General features: G+C 68.8%; 17 protein-coding genes. 10 read left to right on the top strand and 7 right to left on the bottom strand.

The annotated features are described in order from the left end of the window. Window positions 1–42 precede the first annotated feature (42 nt). A complete protein-coding gene (locus tag U2P90_RS11245) occupies window positions 43–1,266 on the bottom strand; it encodes a sugar efflux transporter (protein WP_322472169.1) in 1,224 nt (407 codons plus the stop codon). Between the two features lie 90 nt (window positions 1,267–1,356). On the opposite strand from U2P90_RS11245, the gene pepF reads away from it, so the two are divergent. Then, window positions 1,357–3,168 (top strand): oligoendopeptidase F, encoded by a 1,812-nt coding sequence (gene pepF / locus U2P90_RS11240; RefSeq protein WP_322472168.1) that lies wholly within the window; start codon window positions 1,357–1,359, stop codon window positions 3,166–3,168. Between the two features lie 58 nt (window positions 3,169–3,226). Here the strand turns inward: pepF and U2P90_RS11235 are convergent, their stop codons facing one another. The 3 genes from U2P90_RS11235 to U2P90_RS11225 all read right to left on the bottom strand — a co-directional run bounded on the left by U2P90_RS11235 (window position 3,227) and on the right by U2P90_RS11225 (window position 5,377). Further along, window positions 3,227–3,694, bottom strand: coding sequence for a YbjN domain-containing protein (locus U2P90_RS11235; protein ID WP_295818676.1), 468 nt, complete (start codon window positions 3,692–3,694; stop codon window positions 3,227–3,229). Between the two features lie 133 nt (window positions 3,695–3,827). Continuing rightward, entirely contained in the window at window positions 3,828–4,331 is a 504-nt protein-coding gene (locus U2P90_RS11230) for an RlpA-like double-psi beta-barrel domain-containing protein (protein WP_322472167.1), read from the bottom strand. Then, on the bottom strand, window positions 4,328–5,377 hold the full coding sequence (locus U2P90_RS11225) for a M24 family metallopeptidase (RefSeq protein ID WP_322472166.1): 1,050 nt from the start codon (window positions 5,375–5,377) through the stop codon (window positions 4,328–4,330). Before U2P90_RS11225 ends, U2P90_RS11230 begins: the two co-directional genes overlap by 4 nt. Before the next feature lie 184 nt (window positions 5,378–5,561). Between U2P90_RS11225 and sucC the strand changes: the two genes are divergently transcribed. From sucC to U2P90_RS11210, 3 genes are all read left to right on the top strand, one after another. Continuing rightward, window positions 5,562–6,725 (top strand): ADP-forming succinate--CoA ligase subunit beta, encoded by a 1,164-nt coding sequence (gene sucC, locus U2P90_RS11220; RefSeq protein ID WP_295818672.1) that lies wholly within the window; start codon window positions 5,562–5,564, stop codon window positions 6,723–6,725. A 1-nt stretch (window position 6,726) separates the two neighbouring features. After that, window positions 6,727–7,632 (top strand): succinate--CoA ligase subunit alpha, encoded by a 906-nt coding sequence (gene sucD, locus U2P90_RS11215; RefSeq protein ID WP_322472165.1) that lies wholly within the window; start codon window positions 6,727–6,729, stop codon window positions 7,630–7,632. Between the two features lie 125 nt (window positions 7,633–7,757). After that, complete coding sequence (locus U2P90_RS11210; RefSeq protein ID WP_322472164.1) at window positions 7,758–8,324, top strand: hypothetical protein; 567 nt, start codon at window positions 7,758–7,760, stop codon at window positions 8,322–8,324. 184 nt (window positions 8,325–8,508) lie between these two features. Here U2P90_RS11210 and bshA read toward each other — a convergent pair whose 3' ends face one another. Further along, window positions 8,509–9,630, bottom strand: coding sequence for an N-acetyl-alpha-D-glucosaminyl L-malate synthase BshA (bshA, locus tag U2P90_RS11205; RefSeq protein WP_322472163.1), 1,122 nt, complete (start codon window positions 9,628–9,630; stop codon window positions 8,509–8,511). Between the two features lie 192 nt (window positions 9,631–9,822). On the opposite strand from bshA, the gene U2P90_RS11200 reads away from it, so the two are divergent. Then, on the top strand, window positions 9,823–10,665 hold the full coding sequence (locus U2P90_RS11200) for a DegV family protein (RefSeq protein ID WP_295818664.1): 843 nt from the start codon (window positions 9,823–9,825) through the stop codon (window positions 10,663–10,665). 63 nt (window positions 10,666–10,728) lie between these two features. Here the strand turns inward: U2P90_RS11200 and ileS are convergent, their stop codons facing one another. Continuing rightward, entirely contained in the window at window positions 10,729–13,929 is a 3,201-nt protein-coding gene (gene ileS, locus U2P90_RS11195; RefSeq protein WP_322472162.1) for an isoleucine--tRNA ligase, read from the bottom strand. Between the two features lie 33 nt (window positions 13,930–13,962). Then, window positions 13,963–14,286, bottom strand: a complete 324-nt coding sequence (locus U2P90_RS11190) for a DHCW motif cupin fold protein (protein ID WP_322472161.1) — start codon at window positions 14,284–14,286, stop codon at window positions 13,963–13,965. A 637-nt stretch (window positions 14,287–14,923) separates the two neighbouring features. Here U2P90_RS11190 and rho point away from each other — a divergent pair. The 5 genes from rho to pdxT all read left to right on the top strand — a co-directional run bounded on the left by rho (window position 14,924) and on the right by pdxT (window position 19,627). Continuing rightward, a complete protein-coding gene (gene rho / locus U2P90_RS11185; protein ID WP_322472160.1) occupies window positions 14,924–16,201 on the top strand; it encodes a transcription termination factor Rho in 1,278 nt (425 codons plus the stop codon). Beyond that, entirely contained in the window at window positions 16,198–17,619 is a 1,422-nt protein-coding gene (locus U2P90_RS11180; protein WP_322472159.1) for a peptidoglycan DD-metalloendopeptidase family protein, read from the top strand. Before rho ends, U2P90_RS11180 begins: the two co-directional genes overlap by 4 nt. Beyond that, the gene (locus U2P90_RS11175) at window positions 17,616–18,026 is read left to right on the top strand and encodes a response regulator transcription factor (protein ID WP_322472158.1); all 411 of its coding nucleotides are present in this window, start codon (window positions 17,616–17,618) and stop codon (window positions 18,024–18,026) included. The genes U2P90_RS11180 and U2P90_RS11175 overlap by 4 nt, the downstream gene beginning before the upstream one ends. 61 nt (window positions 18,027–18,087) lie before the next feature. Continuing rightward, window positions 18,088–18,975: a pyridoxal 5'-phosphate synthase lyase subunit PdxS gene (gene pdxS / locus U2P90_RS11170; RefSeq protein ID WP_322472157.1), complete on the top strand. Its 888-nt coding sequence runs from the start codon at window positions 18,088–18,090 to the stop codon at window positions 18,973–18,975. Beyond that, on the top strand, window positions 18,965–19,627 hold the full coding sequence (gene pdxT / locus U2P90_RS11165; RefSeq protein ID WP_322472156.1) for a pyridoxal 5'-phosphate synthase glutaminase subunit PdxT: 663 nt from the start codon (window positions 18,965–18,967) through the stop codon (window positions 19,625–19,627). The genes pdxS and pdxT overlap by 11 nt, the downstream gene beginning before the upstream one ends. The last annotated feature ends 35 nt before the right edge of the window (window positions 19,628–19,662 follow it).

The raw sequence follows: 19,662 nt of genomic DNA, 5'->3' as shown, positions 1-19,662 counted from the left end.
AATGCGGAACACGTGTCGATATTGGATCGATGCAGTAGGCCGTCACGGTTCTGCAACGACCGCCGCGCGGGGCCGCGTGATCACCTGCATCACCACCCACGCCGCCGCCGTCAGCACGGCGCACACGATGTACACGTCCCGGTAGCCGAAGACCTGCGCGATCGTGCCCGACACGATCCCGGCCAGCATGCTGCCGACGTTCAGGGTGTTCGAGAACAGGGTGGTCGCGGCGCTGACCCGGCCGGGCATGAGCTGCTGGAAGTACGTCATTCCCAGGCCCGCCAGGATGGCCAGCACCACGGCCCGGATCACCTGGGCGGCGACCAGCAGGCCCAGGCCCTGGGCCAGGAAGATCATCACGAAATGGATGGCGAACACGCCCATCGCGGCCTTGACCATCCATTCCACGCCCGGCAGGCGGCGCAGCGTGACCAGTGCCAGCATGATCGGGATCTCCAGCAGGGCACACAGGCTGATCAGGAAGCCCACCTGCGAGGTCGTGCCGCTCAGCGTATCGGTGATGAACAGGGGAAACATCGTCATGGCCATGACCATGCTCATGCCGTACATCACGAAGGCGACAGAGACCCACGTGATCGGCCGGGCCGGTGTGGCGCTGCGGGCCAGGGTGACCGTGTGGCCGGCCGGGGTCGCCGGGAGGGCCACACTGCGGCTGCGCCACACCGGAATGGCCGCCAGCAGCAGGCACGCGGCCGCCAGCAGGAACACGCCAGGGAAACCCAGCCGGGCCAGCGCGGCGGCCCCCAGCCCTGGCCCGACGACGAAGGCCAGCGAGAACATGGAACGCAGCACCGTCTGCCCGCGCTCGGCCAGGTCGCCTGGAACCGTGCTCATCTGCGTGCGCGCATACGCGAACAGCTGTGGGAATGCGGCTGCCCCCAGCCCCATGACGAGCACGCCCACCAGCAGGGCCGCCGCGAAGCTGTGGGCGGCGGCCAGTCCGGCCTGCCCGGCGGCGGCCATCGCCAGCGTGAACAGCACCAGCGGGCGGCGGTTGCTCAGCCGATCCGACCAGCGGGCCAGCCGGGTACTGAGCAGCACCGCGCTCACGGCGTTCAGGGTCAGGAAGACGCCCAGCAGCAGCGGCGTCATGCCGATCCGCTGCACCCCGTACAGCGCCAGGAATGGCCCCGACAGTGAAACGCCGAAGCCCAGGAAGAACACCGACAGAGCGAGACCGGTAAACCCGGGCAGCCGCAGCAGGGCGGGCAGGATGGCGCGGGCCGAGGGGGTGTGGGTGGTCATGGGCGCTGTCCGGTCATGCTGGCCTGATGGTACTCCCGGCGCGTACTTAATCCATTCAGAGACGCTTAGGCCAGTGGTAGCCTCGGGGACATGACCACCGTGAAGACCCTGCCGGCCCGCGCCGACGCCCCGAAGGCACAGACCTGGGACATCGAGGCGCTGTACGCCACCCCGGGCGAGTGGGACGCCGAGGCCGACCGTCTGCCCGCCGCCATCGATGCGCTGGGCGCGCACGCAGGTCACCTGGGCGACTCGCCTGCGGCCCTGCTCGGCTACCTGACCCAGGCCGACGAGGTGCAGTTGCGCGTCCAGCGCCTGCTGTCGTACGCCTCCATGAGTGCGAGTGTCGATGGCCGAGATGCGGTGGCTGCCGCCCGCCGCGACCGCGCCACCGGACTCTCGGCGCGCCTGGGCAGCGCCGTCGCCTTCGCTCAGCCGGAACTGCTGGCGCTGCCGGACACGACGCTGGACACGTGGCTGGCGCGGCCCGACTTCGCGGCTCAGCGCGTGCGTCTGGAGCGGGTGCGCCGCAACCGCCCACACGTCCGCTCGGCCGAGGTCGAGGCGCTGCTGGGCGCGGTGCAGGCTCCCTTCGCCAGCGAACGTGGCATCCACCCGGCTCTGGCGAACATGGATCTGCGCTTCGGCAGCGCGGGCGGCGAGGAGATCACTCAGGGCAACGTGGATCGCCTGACCAGCGCCGGCAACCGCGACGTGCGCCGCGAGGCCTGGGAGCACTACGCCGATGCCCACCTGGCCGTGAAGCACGCTCAGGCTGCCATGTATGCCACCAACGTCCGCCAGAGCGCCTTCCTGGCCCAGGCCCGTCAGTACCCGGATGCGATCACCGCCAGCCTAGCCCCGGACGCGATTCCGGTCGGGGTCGTCACGACGCTGCTCGATACGTACCGTGCGAACACGCCCACGTGGCACCGCTACTGGCGCGTGCGCCGCGAGTGGCTGAACCTGCCGGAACTGCGCGAATACGACGTCAAGGCCGCCCTGGTGCCCACCCGCGCCGTCAGCTATGAGCAGGCCGTCGAGTGGATCGCGCAGGGCATGGCCCCCCTGGGCGAGGCCTACGTGCAGGACATGCGCCAGGGACTGACCACCGAGCGCTGGGTGGACTACGTGGAGAACGCCGGCAAGCGCCAGGGGGCGTACTCGAACGGTGGCGGCCGGGTCAAGCCGTTCATCTTCATGACCTGGAACGGCACCATGAACTCGTACTCCACGCTGGCGCACGAGATCGGGCACTCGATGCACTCGCTGCTCTCGACCCGTGCCCACCCGTACAGCGTGCCCCGGTACACCCTGTTCCACGCCGAGGTCGCCAGCAACTTCAACCAGGCCATGGTGCGCCAGCACCTGCTGGCCCAGGCCCGCGCCGCCCGCGACACCGAGTTCGAGGTGCAGATCATCGAGGAAGCGCTGTCGAACTTCCACCGCTACTTCTTCATCATGCCCACCCTGGCGGCCTTCGAACTGGAGTGCTACCGCCGGATCGAGGCGGGCGGCACCCTGAGCGCCCCGGATCTGACCCAGCTCACCGCCGACCTGCTGGCCCAGGGCTACGGCGACGGCGTGACCATGGACCGTGATCGCAGCGGCATCATGTGGGCCCAGTTCTCCACCCACCTGTACGCCAATTTCTATGCCTACCAGTACGCGACCGGGATCAGTGCCGCGCACCAGCTGCTCGAACAGTTCGCCTCCGATCCCGAGACCGCCCGCACCACCTACCTGCGCTTCCTGGAATCCGGTGGCAGCGCCGATCCCATCGACGCGCTCAGGGAGGCCGGCGTGGACATGCTCAGCCCGGAACCGGTGCAGGCCACGTTCCGCACGCTGGCGGGCTACGTGGATCGCCTGGAGGAACTGCTGACCCAGCGGCGCGGATAGGGAAGACGACGAACCGGGAGCCGTTGAAGGGCTCCCGGTTCGTCGTGCCGATCTGTTCTTACGCCTGGGGTTGCTGAACCTGCATGCCGCCGGCGGGCGACACGCCTTCCAGGGCACCGTAGTCGTCCTGGAAGTGCATCAGCACGCCGCCGAACAGCGTGTCGAAGGTCTCCTGGGGCATCTCGGCCAGGGTGGGGTAGAAGCCCACGTACTCCAGCCACACGTTGCCGTCGGCGTCGATGCTGCGCGCGAAGGCCCGCTCGCGGTTGCGGTCGTTGAGCATGTTCACGACCTCGTTGCGCCGGCCGTTGTACTGCTTCTGGGTCACGCAGGTGATCTCCAGACGGCTGGTGTTGTTCGGGCCGTCGTTCACGCTGACCAGCACGGCCGCGTCACCCATCTCGAAGCGCCAGCCCATGCGGATGAAGCGCTGGCCGTTGTTGTCCTCCATGTCCAGCTGGACGTCCTTTTCCTTCAGGTACTTCGCGAGCGTATCCAGTGTCAGGAGTGCCGTGTCCATCGTCATTTAAAACATCCTCCTCGGTGGGGTGAGACACATCAGGTTGAAGCTGTGTGTGGCGTAAGACCCGGAAGATTCTAACACCGCTCCCCCGCCGGGCCAGGACACGCGCCTTCATGTCGGGCGGGGCCGCCCCGGGTCAAGGACGGGACACGATGAGGATGCGGACCGGGGCCACACCCTCGCTCATGATGCCCAGCACCCGCGCGGCGTCGTCGGACAGGTCGATGATGCGTGACGGTACCCCGAAGGGCCCCCGATCGTTGATCAGCACGGTCACCTCGCGGCCCGTCCGCTCATGGATCACCCGAACCCAGGTGCCCATCGGCAGGTTCAGGTGGGCGGCCGTCATCGCCGTGCGTGGGTCGCGCCGCCCGCCGTAGTACACGGCCTGCCCCCGCTGGAAGACGGCAGCCGGTGGCGACGCCGGCAGCGACACTGTGCGCAGCACGGCCGCGTGGTCAGGCATCCGGAGGGTCTGGCCCGCCCGCAGCATGCCCGGATTGGCCTCCCGGAGTGCGGCCACGCTGATGCCCAGCCGGCGGGACAGCGACCACAGGGTGTCGCCCGGCTGCACCGTGTAGGTCTGCGCGTGGGCTCCGCCCAGCAGCGCCAGCCCCAGGATCACGGCCAGCGGCCTCACAGCTGTTCCTTCTCGGCCAAGCTGAGCACCTCGGAGCCTGTCTCTGTGACCAGCACCAGATCCTCGATCCGCACGCCCCCCACGCCCGGCACGTACACGCCGGGTTCGATGGTGATCACCATGCCGGGTTCCAGCACCTCCTCGCTGGTGGCCCGCAGGCCGGGGGCCTCGTGCACATCCAGTCCGACCCCGTGGCCCAGAGAATGGGCGAAGTACTCCCCCAGGCCGTGCCCGGTCAGCAGGTCGCGGGCCAGCCGGTCGAGGTCGGCGGCCCGCATGCCCGGCCGGACTGCGGCCACAGCCGCCTGCTCGGCCTCCAGCACGGCGCGGTACAGGCGGCGCAGTTCGGCTGACGGCTCGCCCACCGCGACCGTGCGGGTCATGTCGCTGTGGTAGCCGTCCACCCGTGCTCCCATGTCCACGGTCACCAGTTCGTCATCTCCGATCACGCGGGACGAGGCCACGCCGTGCGGCTTGGCACCGTTCGGCCCGCTGGCCACGATGATCTCGAAGGCCGACTGTGCTCCGGCACGGCGCATGGCGAGTTCCAGCTCCAGGGCCACGTCCAGCTCGGTGACCCCGGGACGGATCGTCGGCCGCACCTGCGCGAAGGCCGCATCCGCGATGCGCTGGGCCGCCCGGATCGCGTCCAGTTCCCGCGCCGTCTTGGTCACGCGCAGGCCGTGCACCAGGCCGCGCACCGGCACAAGCGAGGCGTCCGGCCAGTGGTCGCGCAGGTCATCCAGCAGCGCCACCGTCAGGTGATCGGCCTCGAAGCCGACCCGCAGGCCGCCCGCAGCGTCCCTGGCGTGGACATAGGTCTCGGGCGGACGGGCGATGAACTGCGGCACCGTCGCCTCCTCGGAGGCCTGGACGGTGTAGCGCGCGTCGGTATACAGGGTCGCGCCGTGGGCTGTCACGAGCACCTTGCCGTCCTTGCCCGAGGAGAAGCCCGAGATGGCCCGTACATTGGCGGGATCGCTGATCCACAGGGCATCGACTCCTGCCCGGCGCATGGCGCTGCGCAACTGATCCAGTGCTGTCATGTCAGGCAACGGTAACATGCAGCCCGTTCGCCGGTCATGACAGCGCCGCCTCCCGCCGGGTGCGGCCGTGCGGTGTTCCCTTCTTGGGAACATCCGCCGGCCATCCGGTCAGGCCCGTATACTCACTCTTCGGGAACAAGCAGACGTGGTCGCGCGGCGACCGTCAACCCAAGGAGGAAGCACCGTGAAACTTCACGAGTATCAGGGGAAGGACATCCTGCGCCAGTTCGGCGTGAATGTGCAGGACGGCAAGGTGGCCCGGACGCCCGACGAGGTTCGTGCCGTCGCACGTGAATACGGTCAGCCGGTCGTCGTGAAGGCGCAGGTGCACGTGGGCGGGCGCGGCAAGGCGGGCGGCGTGAAGTTCAGCCCGACCGAGGACAAGGCCTTCGAGAACGGCGAGAAGATCCTGGGCATGGACATCAAGGGCCTGACCGTGAACAAGGTGCTGGTCACGAAGGCCGTCGACATCGACGCCGGTACCGAGTACTACGTGGGCATGATCGTCGACCGCAACGTCCAGAGCTACACCCTGATGGCCTCGGCGGAGGGCGGGATGGAGATCGAGGAGGTCGCCGCCGCGACCCCGGACAAGATCATCAAGCACCGCGTCGATCCCGTCACGGGCCTGCGTCCCTACGAGGCGCGCGATGTGGCCATCCGGGCCGGCTTCAAGGGCAACCTGAACAAGATCGCGGACATGATGGTCAAGATGAGCGAGGCTGCGTTCGCGCGTGACGCCGTGCTCGTCGAGATCAATCCGCTGTTCGTGGGCCCCGACGGCGTGCCGCTCGCCCTCGATACCAAGTTCGAGATCGACGACAACGCCATGTACCGCCACCAGGATCTCGCCGACTGGCGCGAACTGGAAGCCGAGCACCCCCTCGAGATCGAGGCCAGCAAGTACGGCTTCGCCTACGTGAAGCTCGACGGCAACGTCGGGGTGCTGGGCAACGGCGCCGGCATCGTCATGACCTCGCTGGACGTCGTGAACCGCGCGGGCGCCAAGCCCGCCAACTTCCTCGACATCGGCGGCGGGGCCAAGGCCGAGATCGTGTACAACGCCGTGAAACTGGTCAGCAAGGACAGCGATGTCAAGGCGATCTTCATCAACATCTTCGGCGGCATCACCCGTGCCGACGAGGTCGCCAAGGGCGTTATCCAGGCCCTGAAGGACGGCATCCTGACCAAGCCGGTGCGCATGCGCATCGCCGGCACGGCCGAGGACGAGGCCAAGGCGCTGCTCGCGGAAGTGAACAGCCCGCTGATCCAGATGTACCCGACCATGTTCGAGGCCGCCGACGAGGCTGCGAAAGAAGCCAACGCCGTGAGCCAGGGGAGCAAGTAAGATGGGTATTCTCGTCGATAAGAACAGCAGGGTCATCGTGCAGGGCATGACCGGCCGCGAGGGGGCCAGCCACTCCCGCGCCATGAAGGAATTCGGCACCCAGGTCGTCGCGGGCGTGACCCCCGGCAAGGGCGGTCAGGACTTCGAGGGCTGGCCGGTGTTCAACTCGGTCGCCGAGGCGAAGGCCGCGACCGGAGCGAACGTCAGCATCATCTTCGTGCCCCCGGCCGGCGCCGCCGATGCCGTGCTGGAAGCCGCGCACGCCGGCATTCCCCTGGTCATCCTGATCACCGAGGGCGTGCCCACCGTCGACATGATGCGCGCCGTGCAGGAAGTCCGTGAACTCGACGAGCGCAGCCGCGCCCAGGGTGGCGAGGGCGTGCGCCTGATCGGTGGCAACTGCCCCGGTCTGGTCACGAACGGCGAGGCCAAGGTCGGCATCATGCCGAACAAGATCTATGCCACCCCCGGCCGCATCGGCCTGATCAGCCGCTCCGGGACGCTGACCTACGAGGCCGCCAAGCTCCTGAACGACGCCGGCATGGGCACCAGCACGACCGTCGGCATCGGCGGTGACCCCGTGATCGGCACCACCTTCGCGGACGTCCTGCCCCTCTTCGAGGCGGATCCCGACACCGACGCCGTGGTGGTCATCGGTGAGATCGGCGGCGCGGACGAGGAAGCCGCCGCCGAGTACATCAAGTCCAGCATGAAGAAGCCCGTCGTGGCCTTCATCAGCGGCCGCAGCGCCCCGAAAGGCAAGCGCATGGGTCACGCCGGCGCGATCATCATGGGCGACGTGGGCACCCCCGAGAGCAAACTCGCGGCCTTCCAGGCGGCGAACGTGCCGGTGGCCGACACCATGCCCGAGATCATCGATCTGGTCAAGCAGGCGCTGGGCAAGTAAGACCAGCTTCCGCACGTGGGGGAGCACGGCCGGGGGGCTGTGTTCCCCCGCTGCATGTGGCCGGGTGGAACGCCAGCCCAAGGCCGGGATCACACCGGCGTCAGGTGGCCGCGTACACTTGACGTATGACCCTCCGCGCCCTGCTGCTCTCGCTGTCCGTTGTGGCCGGCGGCCACGCTGCCGCCCTCACGGTCGCCGGTTCGGCAGACGGTGCCGGGCCGGACGCGCGGATCGCCGGGTTCGTCGTCAGCGCGTATGGACAGCCGATTCAGGAACTCGTGAGCGTGCCCATCACTGGTGGCCGGTTCAGTCTGGAGATTCCGACGACCGTGCCCCCGGCGCGGACTCAGACCACCCTGACACCGCGCAATGTCACGTGGCCGGGCGTGATCGACCCGGTGACCGTCAGCGCGCCGGTGCAGTCCGCCGAGCTGAAATTCTTCGTCTACCGGGACACCAACGCCAACGGACACCGCGACGAGACGGAACCCATGCGGGAGGCCCCTCCCACCAGCGGGCCCGCGTCGCTGTTCGTGACCTGGGTCAGCAGCGACGTGACCGTCACGGCCAGCAAGGGCTACAGCGCCACCCTGGTGCGAGGCTGGAATGCCTTCCTCGTCGAGGTCGGCCGCGCGGTGGCCGTCCGTCCCTTCGGCGATGACCAGGTGCTGCGCGTGCGGGTGGGCCGCTGACACACCGGTTGGATCGCCACGCGGGATCTGCCGGGTCTCGGCCCCCCAGCTCCGGGGCACCGGATTCTGCACCAGATCGTAGATAGGACTGGATATGAAGTGGCGAGCGTGAGGGCGGGGACGGAGCAGAACCGTCACCTCGACTCTGCCGGATGTCGACATATTCCGGTTCCACTTCCCCCGGTCAGCGACGGATGGTCGTCTCGTACGCCTGGAGATACTGCGGCACGATCTGATTCGGATGAAACCGGGTCACCGCTGCCTCGCGGGCGGCGCGGGCCATCGCCGTGTACAGGTCACGGTCACGGAGGATGTTCAGGGCCGCGTGTGCCATGCCGTCCACATCCCCGACCGCGCAGAGTATCCCGTTCACGCCGTCGTCGACGACTTCCGGAATGCCGCCGGCCCGCGCGGCGACCACCGGTACCTCGCAGCTCATCGCCTCCAGGGCCGCCAGTCCGAAACTCTCGTTGGAGCTCGGGAGCAGGAACAGGTCACTGATGCCGAGGATCGTCTCGACATCGGGGAACGAACCCAGGAACTGTGTCCGGCCGATCACGCCCAGCTGCCGCGCGAGTTCGAAGGCGCGGGGCCGTTCCGGGCCGTCCCCGACCATCAGCAGACGCGCCGGCATCTCACTGGCGACCCGCGCGAACACCTGCACGACGTCTTCCGCCCGTTTGACCGGCCGGAAGTTGCTGACGTGAACCAGCAGCGCCTCGTCCGGGTGGGCGAAGCGGGCACGGACGGCGGGATCGGCGATCCGCGTGAACCGGTCGCCGTCCACGAAGTTGTGGATCACCTCGATCTCCCGGTCGACACCGAACACCTCGCGCGTCTGCCCGGCCAGGAAGTGCGAGACCGCGGTCACATGGTTGCTGCGCTCGATGGCATGGCGCGTGGTATGCCGGAACGCCGGCTCGGCGCCGACCAGTGTGACGTCGGTGCCGTGCAGGGTCGTCATGACGTGCGAGCGGCCGGTGATGGCCCGCGCATGGATCGCCGCAGTCGCGTGCGGGATGGCGTAATGCGCGTGTGACAGCTGCACCCCGTGTTCGAGGATCACCTCCGTCAGGGTGTTGGCCGCCGCGAGTTCCGGATACGGCTGCTCGAACAGGGCATAGGCGAAGGAACTGACCTGGTGGAAGTACGGGCCGCGCATCCCCCCGTGCCCCGACAGGCGAAACGGCTGGGCCGTGCCGACAAAATGCACGTCGTGGCCCGCCCGGGCCACCTGCAGACCCAGTTCGGTTGCGACCACGCCGGAGCCGCCAGCACTCGCGTGGCACAGCACGGCAATCTTCATGAAGGCGTCCAGCAGCACGGACAGGGGGAACAGGAGCAGCGCATGGCTGCGGAGTATAGCGGCCCTGACGCCGGCCGTCCGTCATGGGCGGTTCAGTCGGGGGGCGCCGGACAACCCCACCGTTCACCCTCGGTGCGGCCGGATCAGAAAAACCTTACGGACACATCACGTGATCCACATCATACTCTCAGTGTGATCGCCCTTCTCACAGATTCGACCTGTGATCTGCCCCCGGAGCATGCCCGGCAGCTCGGCATCCATGTGGTGCCGCTGACCGTCCACCTGCGGGAGCGCCGGCTCTACGACTGGCAGGACATCGACCCGGATGCCGTCTACGACCACATGAAGACTGGCGGGATGGCCACGACCGCTCCCGTCGAGGTCGAGGCCTTCACCCGCCGCTACCGCGACCTGCTGCGCACCCACGACGAGGTGGTGTCGATCCACCTCTCAGGCAAGCTGTCGGATACGGTGAACCGCGCGCGGCACGCGGCCCAGACACTGGGCGTGGCCCACCGCGTCCACGTGATCGACAGCGGCCTGGCCTCGACCCCGCTGGCGGAGGCGGTGCTGGCCGCCCAGCGGACGGTCGTCGCCGGTGGGCACGCCCAGGACGTGAACCGTGTGATCGAGGACATGCGCTCGAGCATGTCGGCGGAATTCAGCGTGGCGACGATGGAGTACCTGCGGCGTGGCGGGCGCATCGGCCGGGCCCAGGAACTGGTGGCCAACATGCTGGGCGTGCGCCCGATCCTCCAGTTCAGCGACGGTGAACTCAAGGCCGTACGGCGCATCAAGGCCGACGTCGCCCCGCAGGACATGCTCGACAAACTGCGCGAGCGGTTCGGGCGCGAGCCGATCAGCGTGACCATCGCCCACGCGGGCCGCGACACCGGGCGGATCACGGCGCTGCGTACCGCCGTCGGCTCCAGCGGCCTGAACGTCCGCAAGGGCCGCGTGCAGCTGATCGGCCCGGTCATCGGTGCCCACGTCGGCCCCGGCACCTACGGCTTCATGGCGTGTCCCGTGGCGTAGACGGGAACGCAACGAGCGGCCCCCTCCACGTGTGCTGGAGGGGGCCGCTCCTGTTCTATGGGCCTACGCCTCAGCGACCTCGCCGCTCTGCTGCACCCGCTCCAGGTACGCCGCGCCGCCCTCGACCTCGGCGCGGTGTCCGTTGGCTGCGCCGAACACCAGGGTCTCGGCCAGCGTCTCGGACATCACGTACTCCTGCCACGCCTCGGCCGCTGCGCGGGCGTCGCCACTCAGTTCCAGGTGCAGCGTGATCCGGTCGGAAACCTGGAAGCCGGCCTGCTTGCGCCCCTCCTGGATGCCGCGCACGAGGTCTCTGGCCAGGCCCTCCAGCTCCAGTTCTCGCGTCAGGGTCGTGTCGAAGGCGACCAGATACCCGGCCTCCTCCATGGCGGCGAAGCCCTCGGGGGATTTCGCGTCCACCAGCACCTCGTCCGGCCCGAGTTCGAAGCGCTCGCCGGTGGGGGAGACGACCTCGAAGAACTTGCCGTCACGCACCGCCCGCGCGACCTCGGAGGCGTCGGCGGCCTGGAGCGCCGCCCGCACCTGCGGCACCGCCTTGCCGAATTTCTTGCCCAGCAGCGGCAGGTTGGGGCGCAGCTGGTAGCTCACAAGTTCGGCGTACTGGTCGAGCAGCTCGACCTCCTTGACGTTCAGTTCCTCGCGGATCTGTCCGGCGAAGCGGCCCAGGCCCTGCGTCATGGCAGCGGTACGCGCCCGGAGCATGACCCTCGGCAGCGGCTGGCGCTGACGCAGCCCGGTCTGTCCGCGCACGGCGCGGCCCAGGCTCACCACGCGCAGCACGGCGTCCATCTCGCCGACCAGGGCGGGGGCCGCCTGCGCCTCGTCCACGACCGGCCACGCCGACAGGTGCACGCTCTCTGGTGCGCCTGGGGTCACCGTGCGCACCAGATTCTGGTACAGCGTCTCGGCCAGGAACGGCGTGAACGGCGCGGTCAGCTGCGTGACCGTGACCAGTGCGGTGTGCAGCGTCGCGTAGGCGCTCACGTCCACCTGCCCGTCGCCACTCCAGAAGCGCCGGCGGTTGCGCCGCACGTACCAGTTGCTCAGATCCTCGACCACGAATTCCTGCAGGGCCCGGCTGGAGGCGGTGGGATCGTAGCCCTCCAGCGCGTCCGTGACAGTCCCCACCAGCGCCTGCACCTTGGCGAGCAGCCAGCGGTCGACCTCGGGGCGCTCGGCCACGGGCGGCGCGGCGCTTAGATCCGGCTGGTCGAGGTTCGCGTACAGCACGAAGAAGGCGTAGGTGTTCCACAGCGTCAGGAAGTACGAGCGGAACGACTCCCCGATGGTGTTCAGCCCCACCCGCCGCGACAGCTCGGGCGGCGCGGACACGTAGGTGTACCAGCGGGCGGCGTCAGCCCCGTACGCCTCGAAAACCTCCCAGGGGTTCAGCACGTTCCCCTTGGACTTGCTCATCTTCTGGCCCTTCTCGTCCAGGAAGTGCCCGGCGCAGATCACGGACTTGTACGCCACCGAGTCGAAGACCATGGTGCCGATCTGGTGCAGCGAGTTGAACCACCCGCGCGTCTGGTCGATGGCTTCCGCGATGTAGTCGGCGGGGAAGCCTCCGTGCTCGAAGACCTCACGGTTCTCGAAGGGGTAGTGGTGCTGCGCGAAGGGCATCGCGCCCGAGTCGTACCACACGTCCATGACGTAGGGCACCCGCCGGAAGGTCTTGCCACCCTGCTCGAAGGTGATGTCGTCCACGAAGGGCCGGTGCGGATCGAAGCCGGCCTGGTCCACCTCGGGCCGGCCGCTGAGCTCGGCCAGTTCGGCAAACGAGCCGATCACACGGTACTCGCCGTCCTCGGCCTCCCACACGGGCAGCGGGGTGCCCCAGTAGCGGTTGCGGCTCAGGTTCCAGTCGATCAGGTTCTCCAGCCACCCGCCGTAGCGCCCGTCCCGGATGTGCGGCGGGTGCCAGTCGATACTCTGGTTCAGCTCGATCAGCCGCGCCTTCATGCTGGTGTTGCGCAGGTACCAGCTCTCGGTCGCGTAGTACATCAGCGGCGTGCCGCAGCGCCAGCAGTGCGGGTAGCTGTGGACGAAGTTCTTCTCCCTCCACATGATCCCGCGTGCCCGCAGGTCGCGGATGATGTCGCTGTTCGCGTCCCGGAAGAACACGCCCTGCCACGGCCCGAAGCGGTGCTTGCCCGTCTCGTCGACGCCGACAATCACTGGCAGCCCGTAATTCCTCGCCAGCCGCATGTCGTCTTCCCCGAACGCTGGAGCCGTGTGAACGATCCCGGTGCCGTCCGAGTCCGAGACGTAGGTGTCCAGACCGCTGATCCACACCGCCCTGCCCTCGCCCTCGGCGTCATAGGCCTCGGTGAAGGGTGGCTCGTAGGCCACGCGCTCCAGCTCGGTGCCCCGGAACGTCTTCACGACCTCGGCGTCCTCGCCCAGCACCTCGGCCAGCAGCGAGCGCGCCAGGATCAGCGTGCGGCCGTCCTTGTCCTTCGCGGCCACGTATTCGAAGTCCGGGTGCAGGGCGACCCCGACGTTGTACGGCAGCGTCCACGGCGTGGTCGTCCACACCAGGAACGCTGCGTCGGTGTCCAGCCCCAGCGCGGCCGCATCGCGCAGCGCGAAGGTCACGTAGATGCTCGGATCCTGGATGTCCTTGTAGCCCTCGGACACCTCGGCATTGCTGAGCGTCGTGCCGTCCTTGGGGCAGTACGGCGCGACCCGGAAGCCCCGGTACAGCAGGCCCTTGGTGTCCAGCTCCTTCACGCTCCACCACACGCTCTCGATGTAGTTCGGGTGCAGCGTCATGTACGGCTCGTCGAGGTTCACCCAGTACGCCATGCGCTCGGTGAACCTGCGCCACTCCTGCTCGTACTCGAACACCGTCTCGCGGCACTGCGCGTTGAACTTGTCGATGCCGTAGGCCTCGACCTCGCGCTTGGAGGTCAGGCCCAGCTTCTTCTCGACGGCGATCTCGACCGGCAGGCCGTGCGTGTCCCAGCCAGCCTTGCGGGCCACGTAGCGGCCCTGCATGGTGCGGAAGCGTGGGAACAGATCCTTGAGTGACCGGCTCTCGACGTGGTGGATCCCGGGCACGCCGTTCGCAGTGGGCGGCCCCTCGTAGAAGGTGAAGGGCTCGCCGCCGGCGGTCTGCTCCAGCGAGCGCTCGAAGATGCGCTTCTCCTGCCACCAGCGCAGCAGATCTTCCTCCAGGCGCGGAAAACTGGGGTTCGATTCGACAGGACGGAACATCGGACGGGGTTCAGAGGTGGTCATGGGGCTCCTGGGAGAAACGGGGTCTCGGTGGCGTCAGTCGACGATGAACAGCCGGGCACCGGTGGTGGTGCGGGAACGGTGCGGCTCGGCGTGGTCGGCGACCTGATAACTCGTACCAGGCGTGAGCGTGAAGCTCCGGCCGTCGGCCAGCTCGGTGACCAGTTCGCCCGCCAGCACGTACAGGATGTGGCCCTTCTCGCACCAGTGGTCGGCCTCGTAGCCGGGCGAATACTCGACCATCCGCACGCGCAGCGTCCCGAAGGTGCAGGTGCGCCACGTGGCCTCGCCGGTCACGCCGGGGTGCGTGCTGACCGGCACCGTGGCCCAGTCGGTCACGCCGAAGGGAATGTCGGTCATCTGCACGGGTGACCACGGACGGGAATCGGGCGGCTGGACATGAGCTGACCTCCGGGACAACGAAAAACGACGCGCCTCAGCGTGTGCTGGGACGCGTCGCCGGTGCGGCGTGCGTGGTACCACCCAACTTCACCGCCCGCAGGCGGCCTCGTTGCTGTCCCTCTGACGCGGGGCGTGCGGGCAGGTCTAGTGGGCCGCAGGGGGCCGTTCTTCTGCCGGCGCGGGAGGTGATCTTCGGTGCTCGCGGCTGGCCCCGGGCTTCCACCATCCCCGGTTCGCTGCTGGCTGCTCGGCGTGCCCTACTGTCCTCACGATCGCCTGTGGAATCGTTGACCCCCGCTTGCGGAGGTGGCCATATGGTAGGCCCGCCGGGCTGGCCGGTCAATGACCGGATGGCGCACGCGGTCTGGCGTGGTGACATGACCCCGTACACGAGGCCACCCCGGCGGTTTATGCTGTGAATATTAAGCCCCATCAGGTTCACTGACCGTCCAGATGGAGCGGAAGACGCTCAATTCTGTCCAGCCCGCCCGTCAAGTCCAGATCCTTCAGGAGACCACCATGCAGTTCACTGTTCATACGCACAGCACGTGCCCGGCGCAGGCGCTTCCGGCCGGCCGTGGGGGGCGATGCGTCCGTGAATGACACGGCCCAGCACGCCCTGCCCTTCCACGAGCTCCAGCAGAAGATCCTGCCCGAGCTGCACCTGATCGCGGCCGGCTACGGCATCGAGAACTACCGCAAGCTGAAGAAGGACGCCCTGGCCCTGGCGATCATGCAGCGCCAGGCCGATGCCGAGGGCCAGCTGCTCGCCCAGGGGTATCTGGAGGTCAGCCCCGACGGCTACGGCTTCCTCCAGTCGGATCTGCTCGATCAGCACTCGCGCAGCGTGCTGGTCACGGCCGGCGTCATCAAGCAGTACCACCTGCGCACCGGCGACTCGGTGATCGGCCGGGCGCGGCGGGCCCGCGAGAACGAGCGCTACGGATCGCTGGTGCAGGTCGAGGCCGTCAACGGCATGGATCCGGAGGCCGCCCGCAAGCGGCCCAAGTTCGACGACCTGACCCCCACCTTCCCCGAGGCCCAGCTGGTGCTGGAAGACCCGGCCATGGGCGACGGCCTGAGCCTGCGCGTCGTCGACCTGCTGGTGCCGATCGGGCGCGGTCAGCGTGCCCTGATCGTCGCGCCGCCCAAGGCCGGCAAGACCACGTTGCTCAAGAACATCGCCAACTCGATCACCAAGAACTACCCCGACGTCACGGTCATGGTGCTGCTCGTCGACGAGCGCCCCGAGGAGGTCACGGACTTCCGCGAGAGCGTGCGTGGGGCGCAGGTGGTCGCCTCGACCTTCGACGAGCCGCCGCAGCACCACGTCCGCGTGGCAGAATTCGTGCACGAACGCGCCCGCCGGATCGTCGAGGAGGGCGGACACGTCGTGATCCTGCTCGACTCGATCACCCGACTGGCCCGGGCCAACAACCTCGTCACGCCGCCCACGGGCCGCACCCTGTCCGGCGGTCTGGACAGCAACGCCCTGCACTGGCCCAAGCGCTTCCTCGGGGCGGCCCGCAACATCCGCGAGGGCGGCAGCCTGACCATCCTGGCGACCGCCCTGGTCGAGACCGGCAGCCGCATGGACGACGTGATCTTCGAGGAATTCAAGGGCACCGGGAACGCCGAGCTGGTGCTGTCCCGCCGCCTGGAGGAGCGCCGGATCTTCCCGGCGCTGGACATCCTGAAGTCCGGCACCCGCCGTGAGGAGCTGCTGCTGCAGCCCGACGTCCTGAAGAAGATGTGGCTGCTGCGCAAGGTGATCAGTGACATGGATCCGGCCGACGCGATGGAGATGCTGCTCTCGCGCATGGGCAAGACCCGCAACAACGTCGAGTTCCTGCAGGGGCTCGCCGGCGGATGATCGGGCGGTTCTCTCCCCCCGGCCGCCCGCTCGCCGCCCTGGCCCGCCCCCTGCTCGCCGTCGCGGCCGCCGCCGCGGTGGGCGGGGCCACGGCCCAGGCGGTGCAGGGAGGCGCGCTCTTCTCCCCGGTCGCCGCAGGCGCCCTGACGGATCCGGCCCGGCTGCTCCGGCCGGCGGCCGACGTGACGCTCACGCCGTCCGCCCCGGTCCGCCTCCTGACCGTGGTGGTGCCGTCGACCGAGTCTGCGGCACAGATCAGCCGGCGGTACGGGGTCGATATGGCTGCCGTACGGCTCCTGGCCTCGGCACGCGGCACGCGGCACGCGCAGGTGTCCCTCGCTCCGGCCTCGCGGGAGCGTGCTCCCCTGTGGCCCCGCTCCGTGCAGCCCTACCGAGTCCGGGCCGGTGACACGCTGGCCGGGATCGCCGCCCGGCACGGCATGCGGATCGTGGACGTGCTGGGTGTGAATCTTGAGCGGCGCAGCCTGGACCGTGTCCAGATCGGCGAGGTGCTGCACCTTCCCACCCAGGAGCGCGGGGTGCTCATCCGGATCAAGGCGGGGCAGTCCGCCCTCTCGCTGATCGCCGGTTACGGCGCCGACCTCGCGGCGACGGCCCGCGCGAATGGCGTCCTGCCCACGGACATGCGGATCGGCGACGCGCTGCTGCTGCCGGGCGTCACTGCCGCGGGCTTCCAGCAGCAGCTCCTCGCACAGCGTGTGGCCGAGCAGCGGGCGGCCGTGGCCTACGACCAGCAGCGCCGCTACGAGCGCTTCCTGGCGCAGAAGCAGGCGCAGCGTCGCCGCGAACAGGTGGCGGCGGTGGCCCGCCAGGTGCAGTACGAACGCTTCCTGGCGTGGCAGCAGTCCGCCGAACGGCAGGCGCGCATCCGGGCCTACGAGGCCCAGGAGCGCTTCGAGGCCGCCCAGGCGGCGGCTCGTCAGCGGGCCCAGGAGGCCGCCCGGCTGGCCGCCGCCCGCCCGCCGTCCCCGGCACGCGCCGAGGGCCGGGCAACCGTCCAGCGGGCGTCGACCGGTGCGGTGCGGCTGGCGTGGCCCATGCGCACCTTCCGCATCACGAGCCGCTACGCCGAGCGCGACATCGAGTTCCACCGTCAGGTGTTCCACGGAGGCGTGGATCTCGCGGCCCCCTACGGCACTCCGATCTATGCCGCGACGGATGGCGAGGTCAGCCGCAGCGGCTACGGCGACTACGGCCTGAACGTGTTCGTCGAGAGCGGTTCCAGCACGCTGGTGTACGGGCACATGAGCCGGACGGCCGTCGTGGCCGGGCAGCGCGTGTCTCAGGGACAGCTGCTCGGCTACGTGGGCTGCTCGGGCATCTGCACCGGGCCCCACCTGCATTTCGAGGTTCGTCTGGACGGGCGGACGGTCGATCCGCTGGCCCTGCTGCCGTGACCGACGCCGGGGCCCACCGGGAACTGCACCTGCTGGTCGTCGACGACGAGGCGCAGATCCTGGAACTGCTGGAGCTGACCCTCAGCCTCCAGGGGTTCTACGTCTCGACGGCGGCGGGTGGGCCCCAGGCGCTGGAGATGCTGCAGACGTGCGCCGTGGACGTGATCGTGATGGACGTCCTGATGGCTCCGTGGGACGGGTTCGAGACCGTCCGGCGCATGCACCGGGCGCAGCCGGTGCTGCCGCCGGTGGTGTTCCTCTCCGGCCTGAACCGCCCGGACACGCTGCCGGATCTCGGCCCGTCCGTCCAGCTGGAGTATCTGGTCAAACCCTTCCGCCCGTCCGAGCTCGTGGCCGCCATCCGCCGGGTCTGGGACGGACGCTCCTCTCCCTCTTCGTCCAACTGACCCCATTGGAACCGGATGTCTGACCCTGGTGATGGGGTCAGTTGCCGCCTACGCTGTGGCCATGGATGAGACGACAGGAACGCCACAACTGAAGCAGGGGTTCGCCGAGATGTTCAAGGGGGGCGTGATCATGGACGTCGTGACGGCGGATCAGGCCCGGATCGCGGAGGCGGCCGGCGCCACCGCGGTCATGGCCCTGGAACGCGTGCCCGCCGACATCCGTGCCGACGGCGGCGTGGCCCGCATGAGTGACCCCAAAATGATCAAGGAGATCATCGCGGCCGTCACGATCCCGGTCATGGCCAAGGTGCGGATCGGGCACATCGTCGAGGCGCAGATCCTCCAGGCACTGGGCGTGGACTTCATCGACGAGTCCGAGGTGCTCACGCCCGCGGACGAGCAGTTCCACATCCTGAAGTCCGAGTTCACGGTGCCGTTCGTGTGCGGGGCCAAGAACCTGGGCGAGGCCCTGCGCCGCGTGGGCGAGGGTGCGAGCATGATCCGCACGAAGGGCGAGGCCGGCACCGGCAACGTCGTCGAGGCCGTCCGCCACGCCCGCACCGTGCTGGGTGAGATCCGCGCGATCCAGGCCCGCCCGCGCGAGGAACTCATGACCGTCGCCCGCGACCTGCAGGCACCCCACCACCTCGTCGAGTACGTCCATGCCAACGGAGCCCTGCCGGTCGTGAACTTTGCCGCCGGCGGCGTGGCCACCCCCGCCGACGCCGCCCTGATGATGCACCTGGGGCTCGACGGCGTGTTCGTGGGCAGCGGGATCTTCAAGAGCGACAACCCGGAGCGCCGGGCACAGGCGATCGTCAAGGCCGTGACCCATTACCGCAATCCGCAGGTGCTCGCCGAGATCAGCGAGGATCTGGGCGCGCCGATGACCGGGATCAACATCGACGACCTGATTCCGGCCGAGCGACTGGCCAGCCGTGGCTGGTAAGACCGCTCCAGTGGTGGGCGTGCTGGCCGTCCAGGGCGCGTTCCGCGAGCACCGCCGTCACCTGGAGGCGCTGGGTGCGCTGGTGCGCGAGGTGCGCCTGCCCGCCGATCTGGACGGTGTCGACGCCCTGGTGTTGCCGGGAGGGGAGAGCACCGCCATGGGCCGCCTGCTGGACGCGTTTGATCTGTGGTCACCCATTCGCGCCGTCTACGACCGCGGTGGGGTGCTGTGGGGAACGTGTGCGGGGGCCATCCTGCTGAGCACGGAGATTCTCGGCGCGCCGCCGCAGGACGGCGGCCGGCAGCGCAGTCTGGGCCTGCTCGACGTCACGGTGCAGCGCAATGCCTTCGGTCGTCAGGTGGACTCGTTTGCCGTTCCACTGGAGGTGGCCGGTGTCGACGGGCTGGTCGAGGGCGTGTTCATCCGGGCCCCGGCCTTCGACCGGATCGGCGAACACGTGGAGGTGCTCGCCACACATCACGACCGAGCGGTCATGGTGCGCGGTGCGCGGCTCCTGGCCACCGCGTTCCACCCGGAACTGACGCGCGACCGTCGCCTGCACGCCCTCTTCCTGCAGCAGGTCGAGACCGAGCGGCAGGGGCATGAACACGTTCGTCGGTCTGGCCGGCAAAATATTCACGAGCCTGTATAATCGTGAATCATTTCACTTACTGCCGCTGTGAAGGC

It is taken from the genome of Deinococcus sp. AB2017081, from assembly GCF_034440735.1.
GTDB classification, from domain to species: Bacteria; Deinococcota; Deinococci; order Deinococcales; family Deinococcaceae; genus Deinococcus; species Deinococcus rufus.
Note: the sequence above shows the minus strand (reverse complement) of the source record. Positions and strands in the feature narration are given on the sequence as shown.